Genomic DNA, 25,909 nt, shown 5'->3' with positions numbered 1-25,909 from the left:
GCTTGTATCGACGACTCCCGCAAGAATGCGGGATTGTTCACCAGTCTACCGGTAGCGCCGACACGAATGGGGGTTTGCCGGTACCTGAGTACGCATGTGCCGCCCTGAATGAGCACCTGACGACTCCCCATATTCGGGATGGGGCCCCAGGAGGCCCACGCGGGCATTGAGCGCTTCGGCCTGTCAACCTCTCGCTACGGTGAGGGACGCCTTGGCCACACCGCAGGGTTTCAAACTGCACAGACCCGTACATCGCGGAAGCAACGGACAACACCGCGGAGAAGGCAGCACACCGCCGCAGCCGAACTTCTCCGGACTGCGGGACGCCAGCCGCCCACATCGGGCAAAGAGCCATACAGAGAGAGAAAAACCCAGGTCAGCCGTAGGTATCGCCCGGGCCGACGCTTCCCGGCGCACGCAGCGGACCGAATCTGCGCTGCGGACCGCCCGGCCCCAAAATCTTGATCAACTTCACGGTGCCATGCCCCAGATCCGCGTTCAGCCGGGCGACCAGCTGCGGCGCCAGCAGCCGCAGCTGCGTCGCCCAGGCCGTCGAATCGCACTGCACCGTGAGCACCCGCTCCTCGGGGGCCTCGTCGTACCGCAGCGGCACACAGTGATTGGCCAGATCCTCACCGACGATCTGCGGCCAGCGGCCCATCACACCGCCCACCGCCGCGGGGGTCTCCCAGCCGCGCTCGGTGATCAGACGATTGATCGCGGCGCCCAGCGGCAACGGATCGCGCCCGTCCGCCCGCGCGCCCGAACGCAGCCCACCGCCCCGTCTGGCCTGTTTCTTCTGCTGCGCCGCGGCCCCGCGCGCCCGAGCCTGCTCCTTCGCGGCACGCAAGGCGACCCGCGCCAGATCGACACCGGACGCCTCCGGCTGCTTCGCCTCGCCCAACGGCACCTGCGGGCCGCCGGCAGCGCCCTTCGCCGGATCGACGGAGCCGCTCATATCCGCTTCACCCCGCCCGCCGACACCGCATACCGCGTTCCCGCCAGCACACCCGGAACGTCATCGTCCACCGCCGCCGTCACCAGCACCTGCTCACCCGGAGCCACCAGCTCCGCCAGCCGCTCCCGGCGCCGCGCGTCCAGCTCGGCGAAGACATCGTCCAGGACGAGCACCGGCTCATTGCCCTCGGTGCGCAGCAGATCGTACGAGGCAAGTCGCAGCGCCAGCGCGTACGACCAGGACTCGCCATGGCTCGCGTACCCCTTGGCAGGCATCCCGCGCAGTCCCAGCAGCAGATCGTCACGGTGCGGACCGACCAGCGTCACACCCCGCTCGATCTCCTGCTTGCGGACCTCCGCGAGTGCGGCGAGCAGCTGCTCGGACAGCTCGTCACGGGTACGGGCGGGCTCCACGCCCGCACCGACGGAACTGCGGTACTCCAGCGTCACCGGGCCACCACCGGGCGCGACATCCGCGTACGCCTTGTCCGTCAGCGGCTGCAGGGTCGCGATCAGATCCAGCCGCTGCGCCAGCAGCTCCGCGCCCACCCGGCCCAGATGCTGGTCCCACACGTCGAGGGTGGACAGATCCATCGACCGGCCGCCGTGCCTGCGCGCCATCGCCGCGGACTTCAGCAGGGTGTTGCGCTGCTTCAGCACCCGCTCGTAGTCCGAACGGACACCGGCCATCCGCGGCGAACGCGCAGTGATCAGCTCGTCGAGGAAGCGCCGACGCTCCCCGGGATCGCCCTTGACGAGCGCCAGATCCTCCGGCGCGAACAGCACGGTCCGTACGATCCCCAGCACGTCACGGGGCCTGACCTGCGACGATCGATTGATCCGGGCGCGATTGGCCTTGCCCGGGTTGAGCTCCAGCTCGATCAGCTGCGCGCGCTCGCCCTGGGTGACGGCGGCCCGGATGACGGCCCGGTCCGCACCCATCCGCACCAGCGGCGCATCGGAGGAGACACGATGGCTACCGAGCGTCGCGAGGTAGCCGACGGCCTCGACCAGATTCGTCTTGCCCTGACCGTTCGCCCCCACGAACGCGGTGACGCCCGGGTCAAGAGGTACCTCGACCCGGGCGTACGAGCGGAAGTCGGCCAGCGAGAGATGCGTGACATGCATGGGTGTATGCCGACCTTCCCGGCTTCCTGCTCCGTGCTCCGCGGCGCGGGCCGGTGATGTCGGTCCGGCCCGTCCTCGGTGCGGTTACTTCTTGTTCTCGACTGCGTGGCCACCGAACTGGTTGCGCAGCGCGGCGATCATCTTCATCTGCGGGGAGTCGTCCTGGCGCGAGGCGAATCGCGCGAAGAGCGACGCGGTGATCGCGGGCAGCGGCACCGCGTTGTCGATCGCGGCCTCCACCGTCCATCGGCCCTCACCGGAGTCGGCGGCGAAGCCACGGAGCTTGTCGAGGTGCTCGTCGTCGTCCAGCGCGTTGACCGCCAGGTCGAGCAGCCAGGAACGGATGACCGTGCCCTCCTGCCAGGAGCGGAAGACCTCGCGCACATCGGTGACGGAGTCGACCTTCTCCAGCAGCTCCCAGCCCTCGGCGTAGGCCTGCATCATGGCGTACTCGATGCCGTTGTGGACCATCTTCGCGAAGTGGCCGGCGCCGACCTTGCCCGCGTGGACGGAACCGAAGTCGCCTTCCGGCTTCAGCGCGTCGAAGACCGGCTGGACCTTCGCCACGTTCTCGGCGTCGCCGCCGTACATCAGCGCGTAGCCGTTCTCCAGGCCCCAGACGCCGCCCGAGACACCGCAGTCGACGAAGCCGATGCCCTTGATGCCCAGCTCGACCGCGTGCTTCTCGTCGTCCGTCCAGCGGGAGTTCCCGCCGTCCACGACGATGTCGCCGGGCGAGAGCAGCGCGGCCAGCTCGTCGACCGTGGACTGGGTCGCGGCACCGGCCGGGACCATCACCCAGATGACCCGCGGGCCCTTCAGCTTGCCCACAAGCTCTTCGAGGCTGTGGACATCGGAGACGTCCGGGTTGCGGTCGTAACCGATGACGGTGTGGCCTGCGCGGCGGATGCGCTCGCGCATGTTGCCGCCCATCTTGCCGAGGCCGACGAGACCGAGCTCCATCAGAGATTCCTTAAGCGTTGTGCCGATTCGTACCCAAGGCCGAGCCTACGCCCGGCCGGGGACAGGCCGACGGGCATGCTCGGAGCCGAGCGTGCCCGTCGGAAGCTGCCGTGACAGGACCGGTGGCCGGGTCAGCCGGAGAGGCGGACCGGCATGATCAGGTACTTGTAGGCGTCATCCGCCTCGGCATCCACAGCCGGCCGGCCGCTGAGCAGCGCGGGCTTGGTGGACGTCGTGAAGGAGAGCTGGGCGACCGGGGAGTCGATCGCGCTGAGCCCGTCGAGCAGGAAGGTCGGGTTGAAGGCGATCGAGATGTCGTCACCGTCCAGCACGGCGTCGACGCGCTCCACAGCCTGTGCATCGTCGCTGGATCCGGCTTCCAGGATCAGCACACCCTGCTCGAAGCTGAGCCGCACCGGGGTGTTCCGCTCGGCAACGAGGGCCACACGCTTGACGGCCTCGACGAACGGGGCGGTCTCGATGACGGCGACCGAGTTGAACTCGGTGGGGAACAGCGTCCGGTACTTCGGCAGATCGCCTTCGAGCAGCCGCGTGGTCGTACGCCGGCCCGCGCCCTCGAAACCGATCAGACCTTCACCGGCACCCGAGCCGGACAGCGCCAGCGTCACCGTGTCACCGCTGGTCAGGGCCTTCGCGGTGTCCAGCAGCGTCTTGGCGGGCACCAGGGCGACGGCCGAGGCGTCCGGGTTCTCCGGCTTCCACAGGAACTCGCGGACCGCGAAGCGGTAGCGGTCGGTGGACGCCAGGGTGACGGTGTCGCCCTCGATCTCGATCCGCACACCGGTCAGGACGGGCAGCGTGTCGTCGCGGCCCGCGGCGATGGCGACCTGGGCGACGGCCGAGGCGAAGACCTCGCCGGGGACCGTGCCCGTCGCCGTCGGCATCTGCGGCAGCGCCGGGTACTCCTCCACAGGAAGGGTGTGGAGTGTGAATCGCGAGGAGCCGCAGACCACGGTGGCCCGTACACCGTCGGTGGAAATCTCCACCGGTCGGTTGGGGAGGGCGCGGCAGATGTCGGCGAGCAGCCGGCCGGAGACCAGCACCGTGCCGTCCTCCTCGACCTCGGCGTCCACCGAGACCCGGGCCGAGACCTCGTAGTCGAAGCTGGAGAAGCTGAGGGCGCCGTCCTCAGCCTTCAGAAGAAGGCCCGCAAGAACGGGCGCCGGCGGACGGGCCGGAAGGCTGCGGGCCACCCAGGCCACCGCCTCCGCGAGTACATCGCGCTCCACCCGGATCTTCACCGGAACCGCCTCCTGCTGTTGCTCGCTCGCCCTGCTGGCCTTCGTGGTCTGGTCGGGGTCGCTCCGCCGATGGCAGGGGGAGGACGTCCGGGGACCAGTCTGACGTACGGCACCGACACTCGGTGCTGCTCGGGGTCAAGTCGCGACAAGAGGTTCGGAGAGCTCCGGCGCCGAGTTGTGCACAGCCCCCACTTCGAAGCGGAATCCGAGCTAACTCTAAGTGGCAGTAGTAGTAGGGCCTGTGGAAACCGTGGATAACGTCGTTTTCGCAGGTCAGGCACGGTTTTTTATCCACTGGTCCTGTGGGTGGCATCGGTGGACAACCCGGCGTTTCTGTGGACACGCAAAAGTTCTGCACACCCGATGCACAGGACAGGGGTGTTTCTCCCCAGGGCTGTCCCCAGTTTTACCCAGGTTCCCCACAGCCCAACCGGGCTCCCTCGTGTGACGCCTTTCACTCCGCGCGGTGAAAGCGGGTGTTGTGTTGCCGAACAGTGGACAGAGGTGTGGAGAAGCTGGGGACAACGCGGCCCCGCCTGTGGGCTGCCGGTGGACAACATCGGATGGTCCCTGTGGACGAATATTTTGTCCACAGGCTGTGGATCAGTGTTGACCACAAATCCCCAGGCCCTTGACCTGGCCTGATGGAGTATCGGCAGTCGCCCCTGTGGAAGCAATAGGGACAACTTCGCGATCCCCAGGCTGTGGAGGGGAAATTTTCCCCAGATCTGTGGAGAACCGCAGGTCGGCGGCGTGTATTCGAACACCAGGGCCGGGGCGGCGGCGTGCGGATGGCGCCGGGAAGGGCTCCGGGAGGCCTCTGCAAGCTCCGCCGAGGTGTCCCGGCAGCCCCACGGAGGCGTTCCGGAGGCCGGCAGAAGAGCTCCCGGTGGTCGGCAGGGACGCTCCAGGACCACGCCGAGGCGTGCCCCGGCCTCATGGATGTGGGCAGGAGACGACGAAGGGCGCCCCTGCCGGACTTGTGTGGAAGTCCGGCAGGGACGCCCTCGGCGCCGTGCATGAAGTCGTACCGGCGCTCTGTCAGCCGTTCTTGATGCGGTTGGTGAGCTCGGTGACCTGGTTGTAGATGGAGCGTCGCTCCGCCATCAGCGCACGGATCTTGCGGTCCGCGTGCATCACCGTCGTGTGGTCGCGGCCGCCGAACTGCGCGCCGATCTTGGGCAGTGAGAGATCCGTCAGCTCACGGCAGAGATACATCGCGATCTGGCGAGCCGTCACCAGCACCCGGCTGCGTGAGGATCCGCAGAGGTCCTCCACGGTCAGACCGAAGTAGTCGGCGGTCGCCGCCATGATGGCCGTCGCCGTGATCTCCGGAGCCGAGTCCTCGCCACCCGGGATCAGGTCCTTCAGCACGATCTCGGTCAGCCCGAGATCCACCGGCTGCCGGTTGAGGCTGGCGAAGGCCGTCACCCGGATCAGCGCTCCCTCCAGCTCCCGGATATTGCGCGAAATGCGGGAAGCGATGAACTCCAGGACCTCCGGCGGGGCGTTGAGCTGCTCCTGCACCGCCTTCTTACGGAGGATCGCGATGCGGGTCTCCAGCTCCGGCGGCTGCACATCGGTGGTCAGACCCCACTCGAAACGGTTCCGCAGCCGGTCCTCCAGGGTGACCAGCTGCTTGGGCGGCCGGTCCGAGGACAGCACGATCTGCTTGTTGGCGTTGTGGAGCGTGTTGAAGGTGTGGAAGAACTCCTCCTGCGTCGACTCCTTGCTCGCCAGGAACTGGATGTCGTCGACCAGCAGGATGTCCACGTCGCGGTACCGCTTGCGGAAGGTGTCGCCCTTGCCGTCGCGGATCGAGTTGATGAACTCGTTGGTGAACTCCTCGGAGCTCACATACCGCACCCGGGTGCCCGGGTAGAGACTGCGCGCGTAGTGCCCGATGGCATGCAGCAGGTGGGTCTTGCCGAGCCCCGACTCCCCATAGATGAAGAGGGGGTTGTACGCCTTCGCGGGTGCCTCGGCGACAGCGACGGCGGCGGCGTGCGCGAATCGGTTGGATGCGCCGATGACGAAGGTGTCGAAGAGGTACTTCGGATTCAGCCGGGCATGGGGTTCGCCGGGACCAGGTGCGGGTGCGGGCTGTGCACCCATCGGTCCGGTGGCGCCGCCGGGGCGTCCGGTGCCGGGACCGCCCTGCCGGTGCTGGGGCTGGGGGTCCGGCATGGCGTGGCGCTCGGGGCGCAGTTGCTCGTAACCCTGGTGCTCGGGCGGCTGGGACCGGTAGTCGTGCTGCTGCGGGCGGTAGTCGTGCTGCGGCTCACGCCACTGCTCCGCGGACGCGTCGCGCTCCTGGAATCCGCCGAGCCGGGGCTGCTGCCAGGAGAGGTCCTCCTGGGTGCGCGGCCAGGCGCCGGGCTCGGGGCGCTGCTGCTGGTAGTCGGGGTAGGCGGGGCGGGCCGTCGGCATGCCGTCGTCCGAGGGCCGGTGGCCGTATCCGTCGTACACGTCGTTGTGCTGCCGCTCGTCGTGCTGCGGTCCCTGGTAGCGGTGCTGCTCCGGCTGCTGGGACTGGTGCATCGGCGGTGCCGGCGGGTTCGGCGGCTCGCCCGCCGAGTCGTCGACGGTGATCGCGATCCGGATCGGGCGTCCGCATTCACGGCTCAGGGTCTCGCTGATGAGCGGCGCAAGCCGTCCCTCGAGGACGCGCTTGCCCCATTCGTTGGGCACGGCGAGCAGCGCGGTGTCGGCGACCAGCGCGAGCGGCTGGCAGCGCTCGATCCACTGCTTGTCCTTCGGCTCGATGCCCTGCTGGCCCTCCCCGAGGAGTTGCTCCAGCACTCGTGGCCACACTGCGGCAAGATCGGCAGGTACGTCAGCCACAAGGCACGCTCTCTCGCTGGTCCCACGAATGTGTGGTTCTCGGGACGGGATGGGTCGGGACGGGTGAGGCCCGGCAGGCGGGAAGAAAAAGAACCGCAGTCCAACCACGGTAGTCAGGCCGACCCGCGAGGTTCAAGTCGTTGTCCACAGGCTGTGTACAGCGCGGGCCTTCGCGGGGCGGGTTTGACCGGATGGCGTAGCCGCGCGTACCGTGACCAGGTCGAGTTGTCGATGGCTGCTGCCGCCTGCCTCCGATGGGCAAAGATCACGATCTGTGATTGTGAAGCGGTGCACTAAGGCGTTTACGCGAGTCTCTCGTGGGCGCACGGTGACAGCCAGGCGATGTCCCGCCAACACACAATCATTTCTGGAGCCCCCGAGTGAGCAAGCGCACCTTCCAGCCGAACAACCGTCGTCGCGCGAAGACCCACGGCTTCCGGCTGCGTATGCGCACCCGTGCCGGCCGCGCGATTCTCGCGTCCCGCCGTGGCAAGGGTCGCGCCAACCTGTCCGCCTGATCGCGTACAGGTCATGACGTGCTGCCTACCGAGAATCGGCTGAGGCGGCGCGAGGACTTCGCGACCGCAGTACGTCGAGGACGCCGGGCCGGACGCCCGCTACTCGTCGTCCATCTACGCAGCGGTGCAACGGACCCGCACGTGACTGGGGAGAGTGCTCCCCCGCCGCGTGCGGGTTTCGTTGTCAGCAAAGCCGTGGGTGGCGCGGTCGTACGCACAGCTGTGAAGCGGAGGCTTCGCCATCTGGTCCGCGATCGTCTGGCCATGCTGCCCCCCGGTAGCCTGGTTGTCGTACGAGCGCTGCCCGGATCGGGCGACGCCGACCATGAACAGCTGGCCCGAGACCTGGACGCCGCCCTTCAGCGGCTGCTGGGAGGGGGCGCGCGATGAAGTACCCGCTGCTGGCTCTGATCAAGCTGTACCAGTGGACGATCAGCCCACTCCTCGGGCCTGTCTGCCGTTACTACCCGTCGTGTTCCCACTATGGATATACGGCGATCGACCGGCACGGAGCGATCAAGGGAACCGCGCTGACCGCATGGCGCATCCTGCGGTGCAATCCGTGGTCACCCGGCGGCGTGGACCATGTTCCGCCACGCAAACGTCCGCGTTGGCACGAACTGCTGCGTAATGCACTGCGTGGCAGCAAGGGCGGGGACTCCGCCGCTGATGTGCCTCTTGGGGGGACGGTCTCCGAATCCCCGAGCCCGGCCGCAGAGACTTCGCCCAATGCTCAAGGAGCCTGATTAGTGGACACGATTGCCAGTCTGTTCAGCGTTATCACTTACCCCGTTTCGTGGGTCATCGTCCAGTTCCACACGCTGTACGGAGCGATCTTCGGCGATGACACGGGCTGGGCCTGGGGCCTGTCCATCGTGTCCCTGGTGGTGCTGATCCGGATCTGCCTGATCCCGCTTTTCGTTAAGCAGATCAAGTCGACCCGGAACATGCAGGTGCTCCAGCCGAAGATGAAGGCGATCCAGGAGCGCTACAAGAGCGACAAGCAGCGTCAGTCCGAAGAGATGATGAAGCTGTACAAGGAGACGGGTACCAACCCGCTCTCCTCGTGCCTTCCCATCCTGGCGCAGTCGCCGTTCTTCTTCGCCCTGTATCACGTGCTCTCGGCCATCGCCTCGGGCAAGACGATCGGTGTCATCGACCAGCCGCTGCTCGACAGCGCCCGTAAGGCGCACATCTTCGGTGCTCCGCTCGCTGCCAAGTTCATGGACAGCGAAGCGACGGTCCACGCGCTCGGCGCCTCGCTGATGGATGTCCGGGTCGTCACCGCGGTCATGATCGTCATGATGTCGGCGTCGCAGTTCTTCACCCAGCGCCAGCTGATGACGAAGAACGTCGACCTGACGGTCAAGACGCCGTACATGCAGCAGCAGAAGATGCTGATGTACATCTTCCCGCTGATCTTCGCCGTCATGGGCATCAACTTCCCTGTCGGTGTCCTCGTCTACTGGCTGACCACGAACGTCTGGACCATGGGTCAGCAGATGTACGTGATCAACCAGAACCCGACCCCGGGCAGCAAGGCGCAGAACCAGTACCTGGAGCGTCTGCTGAAGAGCGTCACCGCTCACGGGGAGGTGCGCGGCCGGACCAGGCGCAACACGGTCAAGCGGATCGTGGCCAAGGGCCCGGACCGCAACGACATCGAGCGGAAGTTCATCACCGGACTGGCCAAGCTCGGCCTTGCCGCCCAGGAGGACGGCACGGTGACGAAGAGCGATACCGCTCTTGCCGAGGCCGAGGGTGGATCCGCACAGAAGCGCCAGCAGCCCAAGCGCCAGACCAAGGCGAAGCGTCAGAGCGGTACGACTCAGGCCGGTGCGGCGAAGGAGACCGACTCCACCGAGTTGGAGGCCAAGACCTCGCTGCAGAAGCAGGACGCACCGCAGGACGACAAGCCGAAGCCGGCGGGCAAGCCCGCGTCCGGCTCCTCACGCCAAGCCAAGTCCGGACAGCGCAGGGGCCCGCAGCGGCCCAAGCACCCGTCCAAGAAGTAAGAAGGAGTCCATCCGTGACGGAAGGCACCACCTCCACGGCCGCTGAGGGCAGCGACACCTTGACCCGCCTTGAGCAGGAAGGGGAGATCGCAGCCGACTACCTCGAGGGCCTGCTCGACATCGCCGACCTCGACGGTGATATCGACATGGACGTCGAGGCGGACCGGGCCGCGGTCTCGATCATCAGCGACTCGGCACGTGAACTGCAGAAGCTCGTGGGCCGCGACGGTGAGGTGCTGGAGGCGCTCCAGGAGCTGACGCGACTGGCTGTGCACCGTGAGACCGGTGACCGCAGCCGTCTGATGCTGGACATCGCAGGCTTCCGGGCCAAGAGGCGTGCGGTCCTGGCCGAGCTGGGTGCCAAGGCCGCGGACGAGGTCAAGAAGACCGGTGAGCCGGTGAAGCTGGACCCGATGACGCCGTTCGAGCGCAAGGTTGTGCATGATGCGGTTGCGGCCGCAGGTCTGCGCAGCGAGTCGGAGGGCGAGGAGCCGCAGCGCTTCGTCGTCGTTCTCCCGGCCTGACCGGACCCTTGTTCTGTCGGCCCCGTCTGTTCGCAGGCGGGGCCGATCCTTGTCAGCCTGATAGTCAGCCACCCACAGTGCGGTAGTGCGGTATGGAAGGACGGTTCCCGTGACGGCGGAAGTAGAGCTTCCCCAGGCGCCTGAAGAGGCGCGGGCGGTTTTCGGTGAGTTCTTCCCGGAGGCTGTCCGGTACGCGGAACTCCTTGCCGATGCCGGGGTCAAGCGCGGTCTGATCGGCCCCCGCGAAGTGCCTCGGCTATGGGAACGGCATCTGCTGAACTGCGCGGTGCTCTCCGAAGTGGTGCCCGAAGGTGTCACGGTCTGCGACGTGGGCTCCGGAGCGGGTCTCCCGGGGATTCCACTGGCGTTGGTGCGCCCCGACTTGAAGATCACCTTGCTGGAGCCGCTGCTTCGGCGGACGAACTTTCTCCAGGAAGTCGTCGAGTTGCTCGGGCTGGACCATGTGACTGTGGTCCGCGGCCGGGCCGAGGAAGTCCTGGGGACGCTTCAGCCGGTCCATGTCGTCACGGCCCGGGCCGTGGCGCCGCTCGATCGGCTCGCGGGCTGGGGTGTGCCACTGCTCCGTCCCTACGGGGAGATGCTGGCGCTCAAGGGCGACACCGCCGAGGAGGAGATCAACAGCGCACGGGCCGCTCTGAGCAAGCTCGGAGTGGTGGAGACCGAGGTGCTGCACGTCGGGGAGGGCGTGGTCGAGCCGATGTCCACCGTGGTGCGCGTGGTGGTCGGTGAGAGCCCGGGTGGCGTGAGGTTCGCCGCAAAGAGGGCCAAGGCCGCGAGGACGAGCCGCACGCGACGGCGGCGCTGAACCGCGTAGTCACGCTACGGAATCAGTCATTACGTACAGTTCGTTCCGTCTGTCAGCAATGCTCCGCACAAGCAGCTGTACGCACTCTGTGCGGAGTGTCGTGCCCCTGTAGCTAGGCTGCAGGGGCATCGTGTTTCACGTGAAACGTCGCTCTCTGCTGCGTGGAATCATCGGCCGCGGCCGTGCGGCTGCCGCTCCGCGCCATCGCAGGCCCGCTAGGGCTACGGAGTTGTCCACAGAAGTGGATTCATCCACAGAAGAGCGGGCCTCGCTGGTTCACGACCCCGAAAGCATGGCAGGCTCTGCTCATTGCGAGCCTGAAGTCGAGGAGAGTGAATCCTTGCGGTCCGACGCCAACATCGCGGGACCGATGACCGATCCGGTCCCCGGTCCCCGAACCGAATCGGCGGGGGACGGTGTTTCACGTGAAACACCGCCGCCGATGGATGACACACCCATCGGTCGTGCGGCCCAGCTGGCGGTCGAGGCCCTCGGCCGCGCCGGCGAGGGGCTGCCCCGCCCTGACCAGACACGCGTCATGGTGGTGGCCAACCAGAAGGGCGGAGTGGGTAAGACGACCACGACGGTGAACCTTGCCGCCTCGCTTGCACTCCACGGCGCACGTGTTCTGGTGGTCGACCTCGACCCGCAGGGAAACGCCTCCACGGCCCTGGGCATCGACCACCATGCGGAAGTTCCCTCGATCTATGACGTTCTGGTGGAGAGCAAGCCGCTCTCCGACGTGGTGCAGCCCGTACCGGACGTCGAAGGTCTCTTCTGCGCCCCTGCCACCATCGATCTCGCCGGTGCGGAGATCGAACTGGTGTCGCTGGTGGCGCGGGAGAGCCGACTGCAGCGAGCGATCCAGGCGTATGAGCAGCCACTGGACTACATCCTTATTGACTGCCCGCCTTCGCTCGGTCTGCTGACGGTCAACGCCCTGGTCGCGGGCGCCGAGGTGCTGATCCCCATCCAGTGCGAGTACTACGCGCTGGAAGGACTGGGACAGCTGCTGAGGAACGTCGATCTCGTCCGGGGACATCTGAACCCCGATCTACATGTGTCGACGATCCTTCTCACCATGTACGACGGTAGGACCCGGCTCGCTTCCCAGGTGGCGGAGGAGGTGCGCAGCCACTTCGGTAAGGAGGTGCTGCGCACAAACATCCCCCGGTCGGTACGAATCTCGGAGGCGCCGAGTTACGGGCAGACCGTTCTGACCTACGACCCGGGTTCCAGCGGATCCTTGTCGTATCTCGAAGCAGCTCGTGAGATCGCGCTGCGGGGGGTCGGGGTGCACTACGAGGCCCAGCACGCCCACTCAGGCAGCCAGAACAGTCAGCAGAACATTTCGAAGGGGATCCAGTGAGTGAGCGTCGTAGAGGATTGGGGCGTGGGCTCGGCGCGCTGATTCCCGCTGCCCCGCAGGAACGCCAGGTACCAGCCTCCGAGCCGGGCGCGGCCTCACCCGGTGCGATTCCGGTGATGACGGCCGGGCGAGGAGTGGCCGCTGCGAAGGTGGCCACGCTCGCGGCTGCTTCCGCTGTACCGGGGCCGAGTGCGCCCGTCTCGGAGCCCGAAGCCTCCTCCGAGGCGACGGATGCTGCGGGAGCGTACTTCGCCGAGGTTCTCCTCGGCTCCATCACTCCGAACCCCCGGCAGCCTCGTGAGGTGTTCGACGAGGACGCGCTTGCCGAGCTCGTCACCTCCATCAAGGAGGTCGGTCTCCTCCAGCCTGTCGTCGTGCGGAAGCTGGGACCGGAGCGCTACGAGCTCATCATGGGCGAGCGGCGCTGGAGGGCTTGCCGTGAGGCGGGTCTGGAGCGCATCCCGGCCATCGTGCGGGCCACGGACGACGAGAAGCTGCTCCTGGACGCACTCCTGGAGAACCTCCACCGGGCTCAGCTGAACCCACTGGAGGAGGCAGCCGCGTACGACCAGCTGCTCAAGGACTTCAAGTGCACGCATGACCAGCTGGCCGACCGGATCGGGCGATCGCGCCCGCAGGTGTCGAACACGCTGCGTCTGCTGCGGCTCTCTCCGCCTGTGCAGCGCAGGGTCGCTGCCGGGGTGCTGTCGGCCGGTCATGCTCGAGCGCTGTTGTCCGTGGACGACTCCGAGGAGCAGGATCGGCTGGCCCATCGCATCGTGGCCGAAGGCCTCTCGGTGCGTGCGGTCGAGGAGATCGTGACCCTGATGGGTTCCCGGACCACCAGTACTCCAAAGGCCAAGGGGCCCCGGGCCGGCGGTCGGCTGTCTCCCGCTCTCTCCGATCTTGCTTCCCGGCTCTCGGACCGCTTCGAGACCAGGGTGAAGGTCGACCTCGGGCAGAAGAAGGGAAAGATCGTCGTCGAGTTCGCCTCGATGGAAGATCTGGACCGCATTCTCGGCAGTCTGGCGCCGGGGGAGGGCCGCGTGCTGGAGGGGCGTCTCTCCGAGGAGTCGGCCGAGGGCGGCGAGGACGGCGAGGGCTGACATCCGCCGAGTGAGCCGGGGGGCGGGCCATGTTCGGGTGCTTACCGGAACACAGCCCGCCCTTTGCTTTCTCACGGTGTCGGCTTCGCCTCCGGGTGGATACGATTCGTTCTGATATGGCACATCCAGCTTGATCCACCTCGGCGGAGGGAGGGCCATGCGATCAGTGAGCCGCAGCCGGCTGGTGACAGTGGGGCTGGGCTTGGGAGCCGTCGGAGGGTTTGTCGGCGGCCTGCTCCGCGAACGGAGTGCACTGACTGCCGCACGTGATGCGGCGGGCGAAGGAAGCGAGGAACAGCCTTCATGGGACGGCGGCTCGTACCGCTCACACTGGATAACCTTCCCGATCTCCCCAAGCGGTGCCGCTCGTGTGTCTTCTGGGAGCTTGATCCGGTCAGTGGGGAAGCTGCGGTAGAGGCAGGCACTCCGGAGCTGGAAAAGGAAGCGTGGATCTCGGCTGTCCTGTTGGAGTGGGGATCGTGTGGCCGGGTCGTCTATGTGGACGATGTGCCGGTCGGCTTCGTTCTCTATGCGCCACCGGCGTATGTTCCGCGTTCGACGGCCTTTCCCACCAGTCCCGTGTCCCCCGATGCCGTGCAGTTGATGACTGCGTGGATCATGCCCGGGTATCAGGGACAGGGTCTGGGGCGGGTCATGGTGCAGACCGTCGCCAAGGACCTGCTGCGACGAGGGTTCAAGGCGATCGAGGCGTTCGGTGACGCCCGGTGGAAGGAGTCGGCCTGTGTACTTCCGGCTGACCATCTGCTGGCGGTGGGCTTCAAGACCGTACGCCCGCATCCGGCGTATCCACGGCTGAGACTGGAGCTGCGCACGACGCTCTCGTGGAAGGAAGACGTCGAATTGGCACTGGACCGGTTGCTGGGTGCCGTGCAGAAGGAACCGGCACTGCGCCCACTGTGATCCGAGAGCTCGGGAGAACGTGAAACGGGTCCATCCCCTCAAGGGATGGACCCGTTTCACGTGAAACAGCGCACCGTGGTCCTATTCGGCGATGAAGCCTTCGAGGTCGCGGAGGATCGCGGCCTTCGGCTTGGCACCGACGATGGTCTTGGCGACCTCGCCGCCCTGGTACACGTTCAGCGTCGGGATCGACATCACGCCGTACTTGGCGGCGGTCGCCGGGTTCTCGTCGATGTTGAGCTTGACGATTTCGATCTTGTCGCCGTGCTCGGCCGCGATTGCCTCCAGGGAGGGAGCGATCTGGCGGCACGGGCCGCACCAGGCTGCCCAGAAGTCCACCAGCACGGGCTTCTCGCTCTTCAGGACGACCTCGTCAAAGGAGTCGTCAGTCACGTTCTTCAGGGCGCCGGCCACGGCGGCCTCCTTAACTTCGCGGGGGTGTGGGGTGAGAGAGGCGCGGATCAGACGGCTGCCGCAGCGGCCTTCTCTTCGTCGGCGAGCACGGCAAGGAAGCGCTCGGCGTCGAGGGCGGCGGAACAGCCGGTGCCGGCAGCGGTGATGGCCTGCCGGTACGTGTGGTCGACGACATCGCCGGCGCCGAAGACGCCGGTCAGGTTGGTGCGCGTCGACGGAGCGTCGACCTTGAGGTAACCCTCGTCGTCCAGGTCGAGCTGCCCCTTGAAGAGCTCGGTACGCGGGTCATGGCCGACGGCGATGAACAGGCCGGTCACCGCAAGCTCGGACGTCTCGCCGGTCTTGGTGTTGCGCAGGGTCAGACCGGAGAGCTTCTGCTCGCCGTGAACCCCGGCGACTTCGCTGTCCCAGGCGAACTTGATCTTCGGGTCGGCGAAGGCACGCTCCTGCATGGTCTTGGAGGCGCGCAGCGAGTCGCGGCGGTGGACGATCGTGACCGACTTGGCGAAGCGGGAGAGGAACGTCGCCTCTTCCATGGCCGTGTCGCCGCCGCCGACCACAGCGATGTCCTGGTCCTTGAAAAAGAAGCCGTCACAAGTGGCGCACCAGGAGACGCCGCGTCCGGAGAGCGCGTCCTCGTTGGGCAGACCGAGCTTGCGGTGCTGGGAGCCGGTGGTGACGATGACAGCCTTGGCACGGTGCACCGTGCCGGCCGTGTCGGTGACGGTCTTGATGTCTCCGGCGAGGTCGACGGCGATCACGTCGTCGGGAATGAGTTCGGCGCCGAAGCGCTCCGCCTGGGCGCGCATGTTGTCCATGAGCTCGGGGCCCATGATCCCGTCCTGGAATCCGGGGAAGTTCTCCACGTCGGTGGTGTTCATCAGCGCGCCACCAGCGGTGACGGCGCCCTCGAAGACCAGAGGCTTCAGCGACGCGCGCGCGGTGTAAAGGGCGGCGGTGTAGCCCGCGGGGCCGGAGCCGATGATGATCACATTACGGACGTCGCTCACGGGTTTCTTCCTCGTCTCTGCAGACTGCCTACTGTCCACGCCTACTGGGGTCGGTTCAACGACTCTCACCCCACCCAACGGATCCTACGGGGGATGCATTCCCGACGTGCCGGAGCGGCGTCCAGTGCCATTCTCAGGGGCGGGGGTAGGTGCGGGTCAGGAGAAGATTGCCCCTGCCTGTGGGGTCTGTGCGGACGCAGCTTGCATCGATGACGTAGGCCTGGACGAGGGTGGCGTCGGTCTCGTGCGGCAGAACGACGAGGAAGGCGTTGGTGTCCTCGTAAGTGCCTTCCTCGACGGCGAGTGCGGCAGTCTCTCGTCCGGTGCCCAGCTGCACGCAGGCGGGGACGGACGCGACGGGAGCGCGCAGCGGTGTGCCGGAGGCTGAGGCGGCAGGGGACTCGCCCTCCGGGGTCGACTGGACATCGACGGACGGCGCCTGCTTCTCGCCGTTGGGATGCTTGGGAGGGGACGCCTGGGCATTGCTCAGGAGGCTGTGTACGCGCTGGCTGAGCGGGGAGCCCGAGAATGCGCTCGCTCCCGCCTTCGAGGCACTGACGCCCATGTCCGCGGCCTTGGACCCTGAGGAGTTCTGGGACGTCTGGACCATCTGCAGCATGAGGACGCTCATGCCCACGGCCGCTGCGCCGAGCGCTGTGCCGAGGACGATGCGGCGGCGGCGCCGTGACGACCGGCGGCCAGGGCCGCCGGCGGCCCTGGGGTGCCCTGAGGGGCGGTCCGCAACGTTGGACTGAGCCGTCCTGTTCTCCGCTTCCTGGCCCCGCGCCTCTTGCTTTCCCGCTTCCTGACCCTGTTCTGCGGCGGCCGATGTTTCACGTGAAACATCGGCCTCGGCGGCCAGCGCGGCATCGATACGGTCTGCGACATCCTCGGGCATACGCACGGGAGCGGGCAGAGTGCCGAGTAGTCCGCGGATCTCTTCGAGAGCGGACCGGACGTCGCCACAGAGTGCGCAGTCATCCACGTGGCGGCTTACTTCCGCCGTGCGGGATGGCGAGAGCAGCCCTTCGGTGAGCTCGGAGATCTCCGAGACGTCCGGGTGCTGGGTCGTGTCGGTCGTTGATGTCATGTGCGCCCACCTCCGCCCTTCACTCCAGCGGGATCACTGGTCTCTGCGTCCTTTGGCTGCGATGCGGGTGGGACGGATGCCCTCTGCGTCCGGTTCCTTCCCGTGCCGAGTGCACCGCTCTCTCCGACTTCACCACGGAGGTGGGTCAGAAGGGGGGCCAGCCGCGCTCGGCCCCGTGCACAGCGGCTTTTCACGGTGCCGGTCGGCACTTCGAGGATGAGGGCGGCCTCCGCCACGGGATAGCCCTGCATGTCCACGAGAACCAGTGCGGCCCGTTGTTCGGCGGGAAGCGTGCCGAGTGCCGCCAGAAGTTCGCGGTGCAGATCCTGACGCTCGGCTGGTGCCTCGGCGGACTCGTGGGGCTCCAGGAGTTGTTCGAGTCGCTCGGTGTCGTCGACGGGTGAGGTCTTGCGTGACGCCGCCTTGCGGACCCGGTCGAGGCAGGCGTTGACCGTGATGCGATGCAGCCAGGTGGTGACGGCAGACTGGCCGCGGAAGGTATGAGCGGCCCGGAAGGCGGAGACCAGGGCGTCCTGAACCGCGTCGGCTGCTTCCTCGCGGTCTCCCAGCGTTCGCAGCGCCACGGCCCAAAGCCGGTCGCGGTGGCGCCGTACGAGCTCACCGAAGGCATCCGGTTCACCGGCTACGTGACGAGCGAGGAGGTCTGAGTCGCTGAGTGGCTCTGAAGGCTCGGCGGCCACATCCCCCTCCCTCCCTGTCTCTGCGTCAAGGTGCGTCTGTCTATCACGATTTGTGGGAGCAGGGGCAGAGGGCAGAAGACGCACAGTCCGATATGGGGGTGCGAACGTGCGTCGGCCGGGCCGATGGCGCGAAGGCCGGCGGGAGGGGCTCCCACCGGCCTGCTCCGTCAGCCGAGTACGGAGATCTCCGAGATCCCGCCCCGGTAGCCGTTGGATGTTCCGTCCGACGGGAGTTCGGTGATGTGGATCAGCACGTAACGGGTCCGCACGGGCTTGTCCAGGGTCGTCTTCAGGTCGCTGCCCACGGTTTCGAGTTTCGTGAGCCGCTGAGGGAAGTCCGAGAGGGAGGACGGGGCGGAAGCGCCGACGTCGGCTGCGAGCACTTCGGCCTTCTGTCCGCTGCGGTACATCGTGACCTTGATTCCGGCGACGCTCTGCACGCTGCCCAGATCGACGACTATGCCACTGCCGTCTCTTCGGTTCGAATAGTTGCCGAAGTTCGCGTAGCCCTTGTAGCGCGGAGTGATCCAGGCGGTGCTTGCGTCACCGTCGACGGCATTCGGTGCCAGCTGCTGCTTTATCCCTGAGCCACTGGGCATGAACTCGTTGGCATCGGCGATCCGCAGCGGCTTGGTCGGAGCGGGAGCGTGCTTGTCGCCGTTCGACGGGTTGGTCTGTGTGCTGCCGGGGTCACCCGGGTCGTTGTCGTGGTTGAGCAGCGTCTCGGCGAGCTGCCAGCTGCCGAGGCCCAGGGCCGCGATCAGCAACGCGGACACAGCCCACTTGAGAACCTTGCCGGTGCGGCTCTGGAGCGGCGCCGGGGGGGTGGCCATCACGGGCTTGGTCACGGGTGCGCCGGGACGGGCGGACGGATGTCCGTAGGTGCCCTGCTGGTAGGTCGTCCGCTGGTACTCGGGCGGAGCCGTGAACGTGGGCTCGGGCGGGCGGATGCGTGGCATCGCCGCGACGGCCTTGGCAAGCTCGTCCGGGGTGGTGCAGGGCTGTTCCTGCCGGGAGGCGGTGGCGCCGTCGTTGGCCAGGGCGCGCATGGCGAGCTCGGAGAGACCTCGGTGTACGCCGGCCCGCACCTGGTCGGGGGCGATCAGCCCCACGCCCTTGGGTAGTCCGGAGAGACCGTACGCGTCGTTCTCGTACGGCCAGCGTTGTGTCAGCGCGGCGTAGAGCAGGGCGCCGATCGCCTCGGTGTCCGCGCGCTGCGGGCCGTCGGAGGTGATACCCCGCAGCGCGGCGTTCACCGCGAGGCCGCGGATCCGGTACTGACCGGTCGAGCTCCGCAGCACCGCTCCCGGGGTGAGCCTCAGATGCGCGAGGCCCTCGCGGTGCGCGGCCGCCATGGCCTGGGAGATCTGGCTGACCAGCTGGTACGCGTCGTGTGCGTCCATGGGGCCGGAGGCCAGCAGAGCTGTGAGCTCGGTGGCGTCGGGAAGCCATTCATGGACGACGTAGACAAGGTCGTCCTCCTCGACCGCGTCGAGGACCTGCACAAAGCGGGGGTCGCCGAGCAGTGCGGAGGACCGGGCTGCGGCCAGCACGGAGCGGGCTCGGGGGTGGTCGGCGGGGAGCAGATGGACGCCCACCGCGCGGCGCAGTTTCTCGTCGACAGCACGCCAGCTGCTGAATCCGTCCAGACGGGTGACGCACTCCTCCAGTCGGTAGCGCTGGGCAAGTCTGTGGCCGCTGTGCAGATCAGGGGTCGCCGAGGCGGCCTCCGGGCTGCTTCGCTCATCATCTGCGTCCTGGGGGCTGGTGCCCGCCGATTCCTGGGCTTCTGCCGTTCCGTCGGTCGTGGCCTCGTCCGCCTTGGCGGCCAGCGGCTCATCACCGCTGTTGTCGGCCACGTCGACGGCAGCCGTGCTACGTTCCGCCACCGTCGTTCCTGCCTCCCCATCCGTTGCGCGATGCCAGCCAGCTCTGCACAGTCACGCCAATTGTGCCCACACTCCAGCGCTATGCACGACACACGGAGACCGGCGATGGTTGTGCGGGCCGGTTGATCCTCAGCGTCCGAGCCGCCCTCGGACCATCCCGACCATGCCGTTGATCTCTTCGATCCGCATGCGCTTGGCGGCGACGAAGAAGACGCCCAGCAGAACGGCCCCACCACAGATCAGCGCGACGAGTGACCCGAAGGCGCCTTCGCCGAGGCCCAGGAGAACGGCGAAGCCGACGCCGCCGCCGAGCACCGCTGCCGGGATTGCAGCCAGGCACAGGCGGGCGTAGGTGCGTACGACGTGGGCGCCGTCCAGATCGCCGCCCAGCCGGTTGCGCAGCCGTCGCCAGGCGATGCCCACGCCGACGGCGTAGGCGAGTCCGTACGAGGCAGCCATGCCGACCACGGCCCACTGGGCCGGCAGAACCACGTAGCAGAGGGCCGAAGCGGCCGCGTTGACCGCGGCGACGATGACCGTGTTGTAGAAGGGCGTCCGGGTGTCCTCGTAGGCGTAGAAGCCTCGCAGCACCACGTACTGCACGGAGTACGGGATCAGGCCGAGACCGAATGCCATGAGGATGAAGCCCATGGAGCGGGCAGCTTCGGTGCCTGCAGAGGCATACAAGAGGGTGCACATCGGCAGGCCGAGGGCGAGGAACATGAAGGCTACCGGCACGATCGCCACGGCCGAGTTCCGCAGTCCCTGAGAGATGTCGTCGCGGACGGCGCCCGGGTCGTTGTCGTGGGCGGCGCGGGAGATGCGGGGCAGCAGGGCCGCCATGACCGACACGGTGATGATCGCCTGCGGCATGCCCCAGATGAGCTGGGCGTTGGAGTAGGCGAGGAAGCCGGTGCCGTCCTTGCCGGACAGTTTGCCCGCCGAGGTCGCGAGCTGGGTGACGACGATCACACCTGCCTGGTTGGCCAGGACGAACAGGACGGTCCACTTGGCCAGCTTGACCGTCTTGCCGAGCCCGTGCCCCTTCCAGTCGAAACGTGGACGGAAACGGAAGCCGGCCTCACGCAGGTACGGGACCATGGCCAGGGCCTGGACAACCAGACCGAGCAGCGTGCCGATGCCCAGCAGCCGGACGCCCTCCGGCGGGATCGTCTGGACCCCCATCTGGGATTCGGCGGAGGTGCCGTAGACCCAGATGAACATGCCGAACGTGAAGATCATGACGATGTTGTTGAGGACCGGGGTCCACATCATCGCCCCGAACCTGCCGCGGGCGTTGAGGATCTGGCCCATCACGACATGCACGCCCATGAAGAAGATGGTCGGCAGGCAGTACCGGGCGAACGTCACGGCGACGCTGTTGGCGGCCGCGTCCCCGGCGATCGTCGGCGACATCATGTGGATCAGCCACGGAGCAGCGAATACCGCGATCCCGACGATCACACCGAGTGCGACCATGACGAGCGTGAGCAGGCGGTTGGCGTACGCTTCGCCGCCGTCCTCGTCATCCTTCATGGAGCGGACGAGCTGAGGAACGAAGACCGAGTTGAGCCCGCCGCCCACGGTGAGGATGTAGATCATCGTCGGCAGCGTGTAGGCAATGGTGAAGCTGTCACCGAGCAGCGCCGCACCCAGCGCGGCGGTGATCACCAGGCTGCGGACGAATCCGGTGAGACGGGACACGAGTGTGCCGGCCGCCATCACCGCGCTGGACTTCAGCAGGCCGGAGGCCCGGCCGCCGGATTTCGGCGGGGCGGGCGCCGGAGCCGGAGCCGGTTCTGGTACGGACGGAGCGGGGGACCCGGCCGGGCCCTCCTGGTCCCGGAACAGGTGAGCGAACGCGTCCGGTTCCTTGTGGTGCTCGGATGCCTGGGTGACGAGGTCGTCCACACCGACGAAATGCGTGGTTGCCGCGTCGTCCCCGTACGGCAGGTGTCGGGACGGGCCGTCGGGCTCGGGCGGCGGGGTCTGCGCCCAGATGCGTGGATCGGGGGCGTACTGCGCCGCAGGCGGCTGCTGGTAGAGCGGCTGCGGCGGCTGGTACGTGCCAGGGGGCGGCGGCGGGTGGGCGGCGCGGTCGTACAGCGCCTCGGCCACCGGGTCCTGGGCGGACAGATCCTGAGCGCGGTAAGGGTCGCGGTCGTACGCGTCCTGGACGTACGGGTCGGGCGGCAGCGGCACCTGGCCCGGGCCAGGTGGCATCGGGGGGCCACCGGAAGAACCATCTCCGCCCGCACCCTGACCACGGTCACCGTCGTACGGCGCGTTCATCGAAACCCCACCTCATCGTCCCCGGCCGACCGGCCACGACAGACATCGCTCAACGGTCTACTTTCTCACCCGTGCCTGACGGCCCTCCGCTTTCCGGACCGGTGTCCGGCGTCGGGTCACTCGGCTGCTCGGGTTCACCGCAGTCGTCACCGGCCGGGTCGCTTGCGTTGGCGCGCTTGCGATGGGTGTACATCCTGATGCCTGCGAGGACCAGCAGCAGCAGCCCGCCGGCGATCACCAGCAACACGGTCGGTGTGACCTCGGAGACCTTCACCGTGAAGGTCATCTCTTCGCCGTACGGCATGTTGTCCTCGGTGTACAGCTGCGCCACTACCTGTACCTGGCCGTTGGCGTTCGCAGCTGCGTCGAACTTCACGGACTGGCTGTGGCCACCGGCGATACGGATCGGCTTCTCGGCCACCGCGTCGCCGTTGTTCAGCTTGAGCCGTGTCGGGTTCTCCGACTTCAGCCGGAGTACCAGATGGTCGACACCCTGCAACAGGCTGTTCTGTACGGTCACAGGGATTGTGGCGCTGCGGCCGGACAACGTGACGTCCGACTTCGAAATGAGCTGCACCTCGTTGATGAGGCCCTGCAGATATGTGCGTACCGAGTCCCGGTACTGCTGTGCCTCCAGCGGCTTGCCGCGCCACGACGTCGACATGGCCCGGTTGATCGCGTTGCCGAAGGGGGTCACCACCCGCTCCGGCTGAGTGAGGATGACCTGGAAGCTGCCCAGCGAGACCTGGGTGGACTTGATGTCCTGGAAGGCTTGGGTGGGCAGCTCCTGGCTGCGGAGCCTCTTCGGGTACTGGGAGGTCCCGGGGACCCGCGTCGTCGCCTGGGCGTCGGGCTCGGCCTCGGCCGCGCCCACGAGGTCGAGAGGCTGCGTCCACCGTTCGTCGTCGAGGGCGTGCAGGGCGCGTGCCATCGACTGCGCCTGAGCGGCGGTCGGCATCCGTTGCGGCGCGACGACGATGCTGCGCTTGGTGTCCGTGTCCTGCTCGGTCAGCGCGAGGGTTGTGGCGAGGAACTTCTGAACGGCGAGAGTGGAATCCTCCGCACGCGACATGTCTCCCTCGAAGGCCTTGGAGAGCCGGGAGTCGGCCACGATGGCGTTGGTGCCGCCACCGATCGGCCGGGCTGCGGTCGGTGTGTACGGCAGTCTCCCTGTTTCCTGGAGGCTGTCGCTGCGGGCGATCACGTTGTGGGCACCGGCCGACGTGGCGACATCGACGATCGAAGGATCGATCGCGCCGTCGACCGGCCATGCGAAGTCGGTGGACGGCTTCACGTGCAGGATCGTCTCCACCGTTGTGCCGGCCACCTCGGTGGCGGTCTGCAGGTGGCTGAGGGTCCCCGAGACGTTCTTGCCGCGGTGCGCGATGGACGCAAGATCCGGATCGGCGAAAGGCAGTGCCACGACCTTGCTGTCCGCCACCGCCTTTTCCAGTGAGCTGAGCCACCGCTTGGCAACGGCCTGGTTCTTCCCGGGAACGGTGGTGTCGTCGACCTTGACGCGGTAGTTCCTCGCCATCGCATCGACGCCGGCCAGCAGATCCGGGTCGATCACCCAGGTGACGGGCAGCTGGCTGCCCAGCGAGACCATCTGGTCGAGGCGACCACCCGGAGCGATCTCGGCCGCCAGGTTGTCATCGGCGAAGACCGGTGTCTGCTGCTCGTCCGAGCCGGTCTCGGCAGTGACATGGGCGGATGTGATCAGCGGCCAGAGGTAGGTGACCTGGGTCCTGGAATCGCTCTCCTCCGTCTGCCAGGGAAGGAAGGTGCGCTGGATTCCGAGTACCTGCTCGTCCTGGGTGCGGGCGGTCCGCCCGGACAGGGAGACACCGAGCTGGTAGACACCCGCGTCGTCGAGTTCCAGCTTGTCGACGGGCACGGACAGCGTGAAGTCCTGGCTGATGCCCGAAGGGAGCTTCGCGAACTCCACCGTGTACTTACCGCTGATGGGTGCGGGATCGCTGCCGGGCACGTACCCGGTGCGCTCCGCGGCGTCGTCGATCGATGTCCTGCTGTAGAGCCTCGGCCCGACACGCAGATCGACCCGGGCATCGGTGACCGATTCCTTGCTCCTGTTGGTCAGGGTGCCGGAGACGGTGAGCGTGTCCCCCTTGACCGGTGCACTGGGAGCCAGGGTGTCCAGGGACACATCGACGGTGCTGGAGCCGGTGGGAGCCTTGCTCGCCACGTCGGCCTGCGCCGTGGGCGCGGCCGTGCCGGCCAGCAGCGCTGCCACGAGCGGTGCTGCGACGACCAAGGATGCTGTGCGCCGCAGCCACCGGCGGGCAGGAGAAGGACTGATCCCCTGGATGTCTGCCGCCTCGGCCACGCGCCTATCCGTCCCTCGTCGTCGTCAGCTGCTGTCGATGGTTGTCGGTTGCTGCGTCCCCGCATGGTAACGATGTGCGCGGGGGCTAAGTGCTGGGGTGTGCACTACATGATCGGGAGAGTCTTGCAGGGCGGAGAGAAACAATGACGCCCGGGCCGGTCCGGGCACGTACCCTTTTCTGTTGTGCCGAATGCCAATGAAGAGAATTCCAGTGCCCTGACCCAGGTGCAGCATCGCGCAGTCAGTGAACTGCTGCGGGTCTCCCCGGTCGCCGACGACCTTGCCCGCCGATTCCAGGATGCCGGATTCAGTCTGGCCCTGGTCGGTGGCTCGGTCCGGGACGCGCTTCTCGGCAGGCTCGGGAACGACCTGGACTTCACCACCGACGCCCGGCCCGAGGACGTTCTGAAGATCGTGCGTCCATGGGCCGACTCGGTGTGGGAGGTCGGTATCGCCTTCGGCACAGTGGGCTGCCAGAAGCACGGCTACCAGATCGAAGTCACCACGTACCGGTCGGAGGCGTACGACAGGACCTCGCGCAAGCCCGAGGTTTCCTACGGCGACTCCATCGAGGAGGACCTCGTACGCCGAGACTTCACGGTCAACGCCATGGCCGTCGCGCTGCCGCAGAAGGAATTCATCGACCCGCACGGCGGTCTGGAGGACCTGGCGGAGCGGGTGCTGCGCACCCCCGGGACACCCGAGGAGTCCTTCTCCGACGATCCCCTGCGCATGCTGCGTGCCGCGCGCTTCGCCGCGCAGCTGGACTTCGAGGTCGCTTCTGATGTCATCACTGCGATGACGGAGATGGCGGGCCGTATCGAGATCGTCTCCGCCGAGCGGGTCCGTGAGGAACTCAACAAGCTGCTGCTCTCCGCGCACCCTCGCAAGGGACTGGCACTCCTGGTCGATACGGGACTGGCGCAGCAGGTGCTGCCGGAGCTGCCCGCGCTGCGGCTGGAAAGTGACGAGCATCACCGTCACAAGGACGTCTACGAGCACTCGCTGACCGTTCTCGAGCAGGCGATCGACATGGAGGAGGATGGTCCCGACCTGACTCTTCGGCTTGCCGCGCTGCTCCATGACATCGGTAAGCCGCGGACCCGGCGTTTCGAGAAGGACGGACGCGTCTCGTTCCATCACCACGAGGTGGTGGGCGCCAAGATGGTCAAGAAGCGCATGACGGAGCTCAAGTACTCCAATGACACGGTCAAGGACGTCTCGAAGCTGGTGGAGCTGCATCTGCGCTTCCACGGCTATGGCGACGGCGAGTGGACCGACTCCGCCGTCCGCCGGTATGTGCGGGATGCGGGCCCGTTGCTGGAGCGGCTGCACAAGCTGACGCGCTCGGACTGTACGACGCGGAACAAGCGCAAGGCCGGCGCGCTCTCGCGCACCTATGACGCGCTTGAGGAGCGCATCGCACAGTTGAAGGAACAGGAGGAGCTGGACGCCATCCGGCCCGACCTGGACGGCAACGAGATCATGAAGACGCTGGGTGTCGGCCCGGGACCGGTGATCGGCAAGGCGTACGCGTTCCTGCTGGAGATGCGGCTGGAGAACGGCCCGATGGGGCATGACGTGGCCGTCGCGGAGCTCAGGAAGTGGTGGGCCGAGCAGGGCTGAGGGTGGGGCCGCGGTCATGTTTCACGTGAAACAAAAACCCCGCCGGCTGGGGGGGGGGGGGGGGGTTTTAAAGAAAAAAACCCCCCCCCAGAATAAACAAAAAGGAA

22 protein-coding genes are annotated in these 25,909 nt (G+C 67.2%); 10 read left to right on the top strand and 12 right to left on the bottom strand.

All coding sequences use genetic code 11. The annotated features are described in order from the left end of the window. Nucleotides 1–376: 376 nt before the first annotated feature. The 5 genes from ACGFSA_RS00645 to dnaA form a co-directional block, all read right to left on the bottom strand. Nucleotides 377–958, bottom strand: a complete 582-nt coding sequence (locus ACGFSA_RS00645) for a DUF721 domain-containing protein (RefSeq protein WP_393297603.1) — start codon at nucleotides 956–958, stop codon at nucleotides 377–379. Then, the gene (gene recF, locus ACGFSA_RS00640; RefSeq protein ID WP_393297600.1) at nucleotides 955–2,085 is read right to left on the bottom strand and encodes a DNA replication/repair protein RecF; all 1,131 of its coding nucleotides are present in this window, start codon (nucleotides 2,083–2,085) and stop codon (nucleotides 955–957) included. Before recF ends, ACGFSA_RS00645 begins: the two co-directional genes overlap by 4 nt. Nucleotides 2,086–2,169: 84 nt before the next feature. Then, nucleotides 2,170–3,048, bottom strand: coding sequence for a phosphogluconate dehydrogenase (NAD(+)-dependent, decarboxylating) (gnd, locus tag ACGFSA_RS00635; RefSeq protein ID WP_393297597.1), 879 nt, complete (start codon nucleotides 3,046–3,048; stop codon nucleotides 2,170–2,172). 131 nt (nucleotides 3,049–3,179) lie between these two features. Further along, on the bottom strand, nucleotides 3,180–4,310 hold the full coding sequence (dnaN, locus tag ACGFSA_RS00630; protein WP_393297594.1) for a DNA polymerase III subunit beta: 1,131 nt from the start codon (nucleotides 4,308–4,310) through the stop codon (nucleotides 3,180–3,182). A 1,041-nt stretch (nucleotides 4,311–5,351) separates the two neighbouring features. Then, nucleotides 5,352–7,154, bottom strand: a complete 1,803-nt coding sequence (dnaA, locus tag ACGFSA_RS00625; protein WP_393297591.1) for a chromosomal replication initiator protein DnaA — start codon at nucleotides 7,152–7,154, stop codon at nucleotides 5,352–5,354. A gap of 380 nt (nucleotides 7,155–7,534) precedes the next feature. Here dnaA and rpmH point away from each other — a divergent pair, with 380 nt between their 5' ends. The 9 genes from rpmH (at nucleotide 7,535) to ACGFSA_RS00580 (ending at nucleotide 14,433) form a co-directional block, all read left to right on the top strand. Continuing rightward, entirely contained in the window at nucleotides 7,535–7,672 is a 138-nt protein-coding gene (gene rpmH, locus ACGFSA_RS00620; protein WP_030930485.1) for a 50S ribosomal protein L34, read from the top strand. An 18-nt stretch (nucleotides 7,673–7,690) separates the two neighbouring features. Then, complete coding sequence (gene rnpA / locus ACGFSA_RS00615; RefSeq protein ID WP_078840444.1) at nucleotides 7,691–8,062, top strand: ribonuclease P protein component; 372 nt, start codon at nucleotides 7,691–7,693, stop codon at nucleotides 8,060–8,062. After that, nucleotides 8,059–8,418, top strand: coding sequence for a membrane protein insertion efficiency factor YidD (gene yidD, locus ACGFSA_RS00610; protein WP_393297587.1), 360 nt, complete (start codon nucleotides 8,059–8,061; stop codon nucleotides 8,416–8,418). Before rnpA ends, yidD begins: the two co-directional genes overlap by 4 nt. A 3-nt stretch (nucleotides 8,419–8,421) precedes the next feature. Further along, on the top strand, nucleotides 8,422–9,687 hold the full coding sequence (yidC, locus tag ACGFSA_RS00605; RefSeq protein ID WP_393297584.1) for a membrane protein insertase YidC: 1,266 nt from the start codon (nucleotides 8,422–8,424) through the stop codon (nucleotides 9,685–9,687). A gap of 14 nt (nucleotides 9,688–9,701) precedes the next feature. Next, entirely contained in the window at nucleotides 9,702–10,211 is a 510-nt protein-coding gene (locus ACGFSA_RS00600; RefSeq protein ID WP_393297581.1) for a protein jag, read from the top strand. A 109-nt stretch (nucleotides 10,212–10,320) separates the two neighbouring features. After that, nucleotides 10,321–11,037: a 16S rRNA (guanine(527)-N(7))-methyltransferase RsmG gene (rsmG, locus tag ACGFSA_RS00595; RefSeq protein WP_393297578.1), complete on the top strand. Its 717-nt coding sequence runs from the start codon at nucleotides 10,321–10,323 to the stop codon at nucleotides 11,035–11,037. A gap of 292 nt (nucleotides 11,038–11,329) precedes the next feature. Continuing rightward, the gene (locus tag ACGFSA_RS00590; RefSeq protein ID WP_393298342.1) at nucleotides 11,330–12,406 is read left to right on the top strand and encodes a ParA family protein; all 1,077 of its coding nucleotides are present in this window, start codon (nucleotides 11,330–11,332) and stop codon (nucleotides 12,404–12,406) included. Continuing rightward, nucleotides 12,403–13,512 carry a ParB/RepB/Spo0J family partition protein gene (locus tag ACGFSA_RS00585; RefSeq protein ID WP_393297575.1) on the top strand — a complete coding sequence of 370 codons (1,110 nt, stop codon included), beginning with the start codon at nucleotides 12,403–12,405 and terminating at the stop codon, nucleotides 13,510–13,512. Before ACGFSA_RS00590 ends, ACGFSA_RS00585 begins: the two co-directional genes overlap by 4 nt. A 303-nt stretch (nucleotides 13,513–13,815) precedes the next feature. Then, the gene (locus ACGFSA_RS00580) at nucleotides 13,816–14,433 is read left to right on the top strand and encodes a GNAT family N-acetyltransferase (RefSeq protein WP_393297572.1); all 618 of its coding nucleotides are present in this window, start codon (nucleotides 13,816–13,818) and stop codon (nucleotides 14,431–14,433) included. Between the two features lie 81 nt (nucleotides 14,434–14,514). On the opposite strand, the gene trxA is transcribed toward ACGFSA_RS00580, so the two are convergent. The 7 genes from trxA to ACGFSA_RS00545 form a co-directional block, all read right to left on the bottom strand. Then, nucleotides 14,515–14,847 (bottom strand): thioredoxin, encoded by a 333-nt coding sequence (trxA, locus tag ACGFSA_RS00575; protein ID WP_393297569.1) that lies wholly within the window; start codon nucleotides 14,845–14,847, stop codon nucleotides 14,515–14,517. 47 nt (nucleotides 14,848–14,894) lie between these two features. Then, nucleotides 14,895–15,857, bottom strand: coding sequence for a thioredoxin-disulfide reductase (gene trxB / locus ACGFSA_RS00570; RefSeq protein WP_266983718.1), 963 nt, complete (start codon nucleotides 15,855–15,857; stop codon nucleotides 14,895–14,897). A 133-nt stretch (nucleotides 15,858–15,990) separates the two neighbouring features. Continuing rightward, complete coding sequence (locus ACGFSA_RS00565; RefSeq protein WP_393297566.1) at nucleotides 15,991–16,947, bottom strand: anti-sigma factor family protein; 957 nt, start codon at nucleotides 16,945–16,947, stop codon at nucleotides 15,991–15,993. Further along, nucleotides 16,944–17,648 carry an RNA polymerase sigma factor SigM gene (sigM, locus tag ACGFSA_RS00560; protein ID WP_393297563.1) on the bottom strand — a complete coding sequence of 235 codons (705 nt, stop codon included), beginning with the start codon at nucleotides 17,646–17,648 and terminating at the stop codon, nucleotides 16,944–16,946. Before sigM ends, ACGFSA_RS00565 begins: the two co-directional genes overlap by 4 nt. Nucleotides 17,649–17,815: 167 nt before the next feature. Next, nucleotides 17,816–19,537, bottom strand: a complete 1,722-nt coding sequence (locus ACGFSA_RS00555; protein WP_393297560.1) for a discoidin domain-containing protein — start codon at nucleotides 19,535–19,537, stop codon at nucleotides 17,816–17,818. Between the two features lie 129 nt (nucleotides 19,538–19,666). After that, complete coding sequence (gene murJ / locus ACGFSA_RS00550; RefSeq protein ID WP_393297557.1) at nucleotides 19,667–21,829, bottom strand: murein biosynthesis integral membrane protein MurJ; 2,163 nt, start codon at nucleotides 21,827–21,829, stop codon at nucleotides 19,667–19,669. 49 nt (nucleotides 21,830–21,878) lie between these two features. Beyond that, complete coding sequence (locus ACGFSA_RS00545; RefSeq protein ID WP_393297554.1) at nucleotides 21,879–24,176, bottom strand: DUF6049 family protein; 2,298 nt, start codon at nucleotides 24,174–24,176, stop codon at nucleotides 21,879–21,881. Between the two features lie 183 nt (nucleotides 24,177–24,359). Here ACGFSA_RS00545 and ACGFSA_RS00540 point away from each other — a divergent pair, with 183 nt between their 5' ends. Next, on the top strand, nucleotides 24,360–25,802 hold the full coding sequence (locus ACGFSA_RS00540) for a CCA tRNA nucleotidyltransferase (protein ID WP_393297551.1): 1,443 nt from the start codon (nucleotides 24,360–24,362) through the stop codon (nucleotides 25,800–25,802). Nucleotides 25,803–25,909: the final 107 nt, after the last annotated feature.

Origin of the sequence: Streptomyces sp. NPDC048496 (assembly GCF_043200055.1) — a bacterium.
Classification (GTDB): domain Bacteria; phylum Actinomycetota; class Actinomycetes; order Streptomycetales; family Streptomycetaceae; genus Streptomyces.
This window is presented reverse-complemented; position numbering and strand designations above follow the sequence as displayed.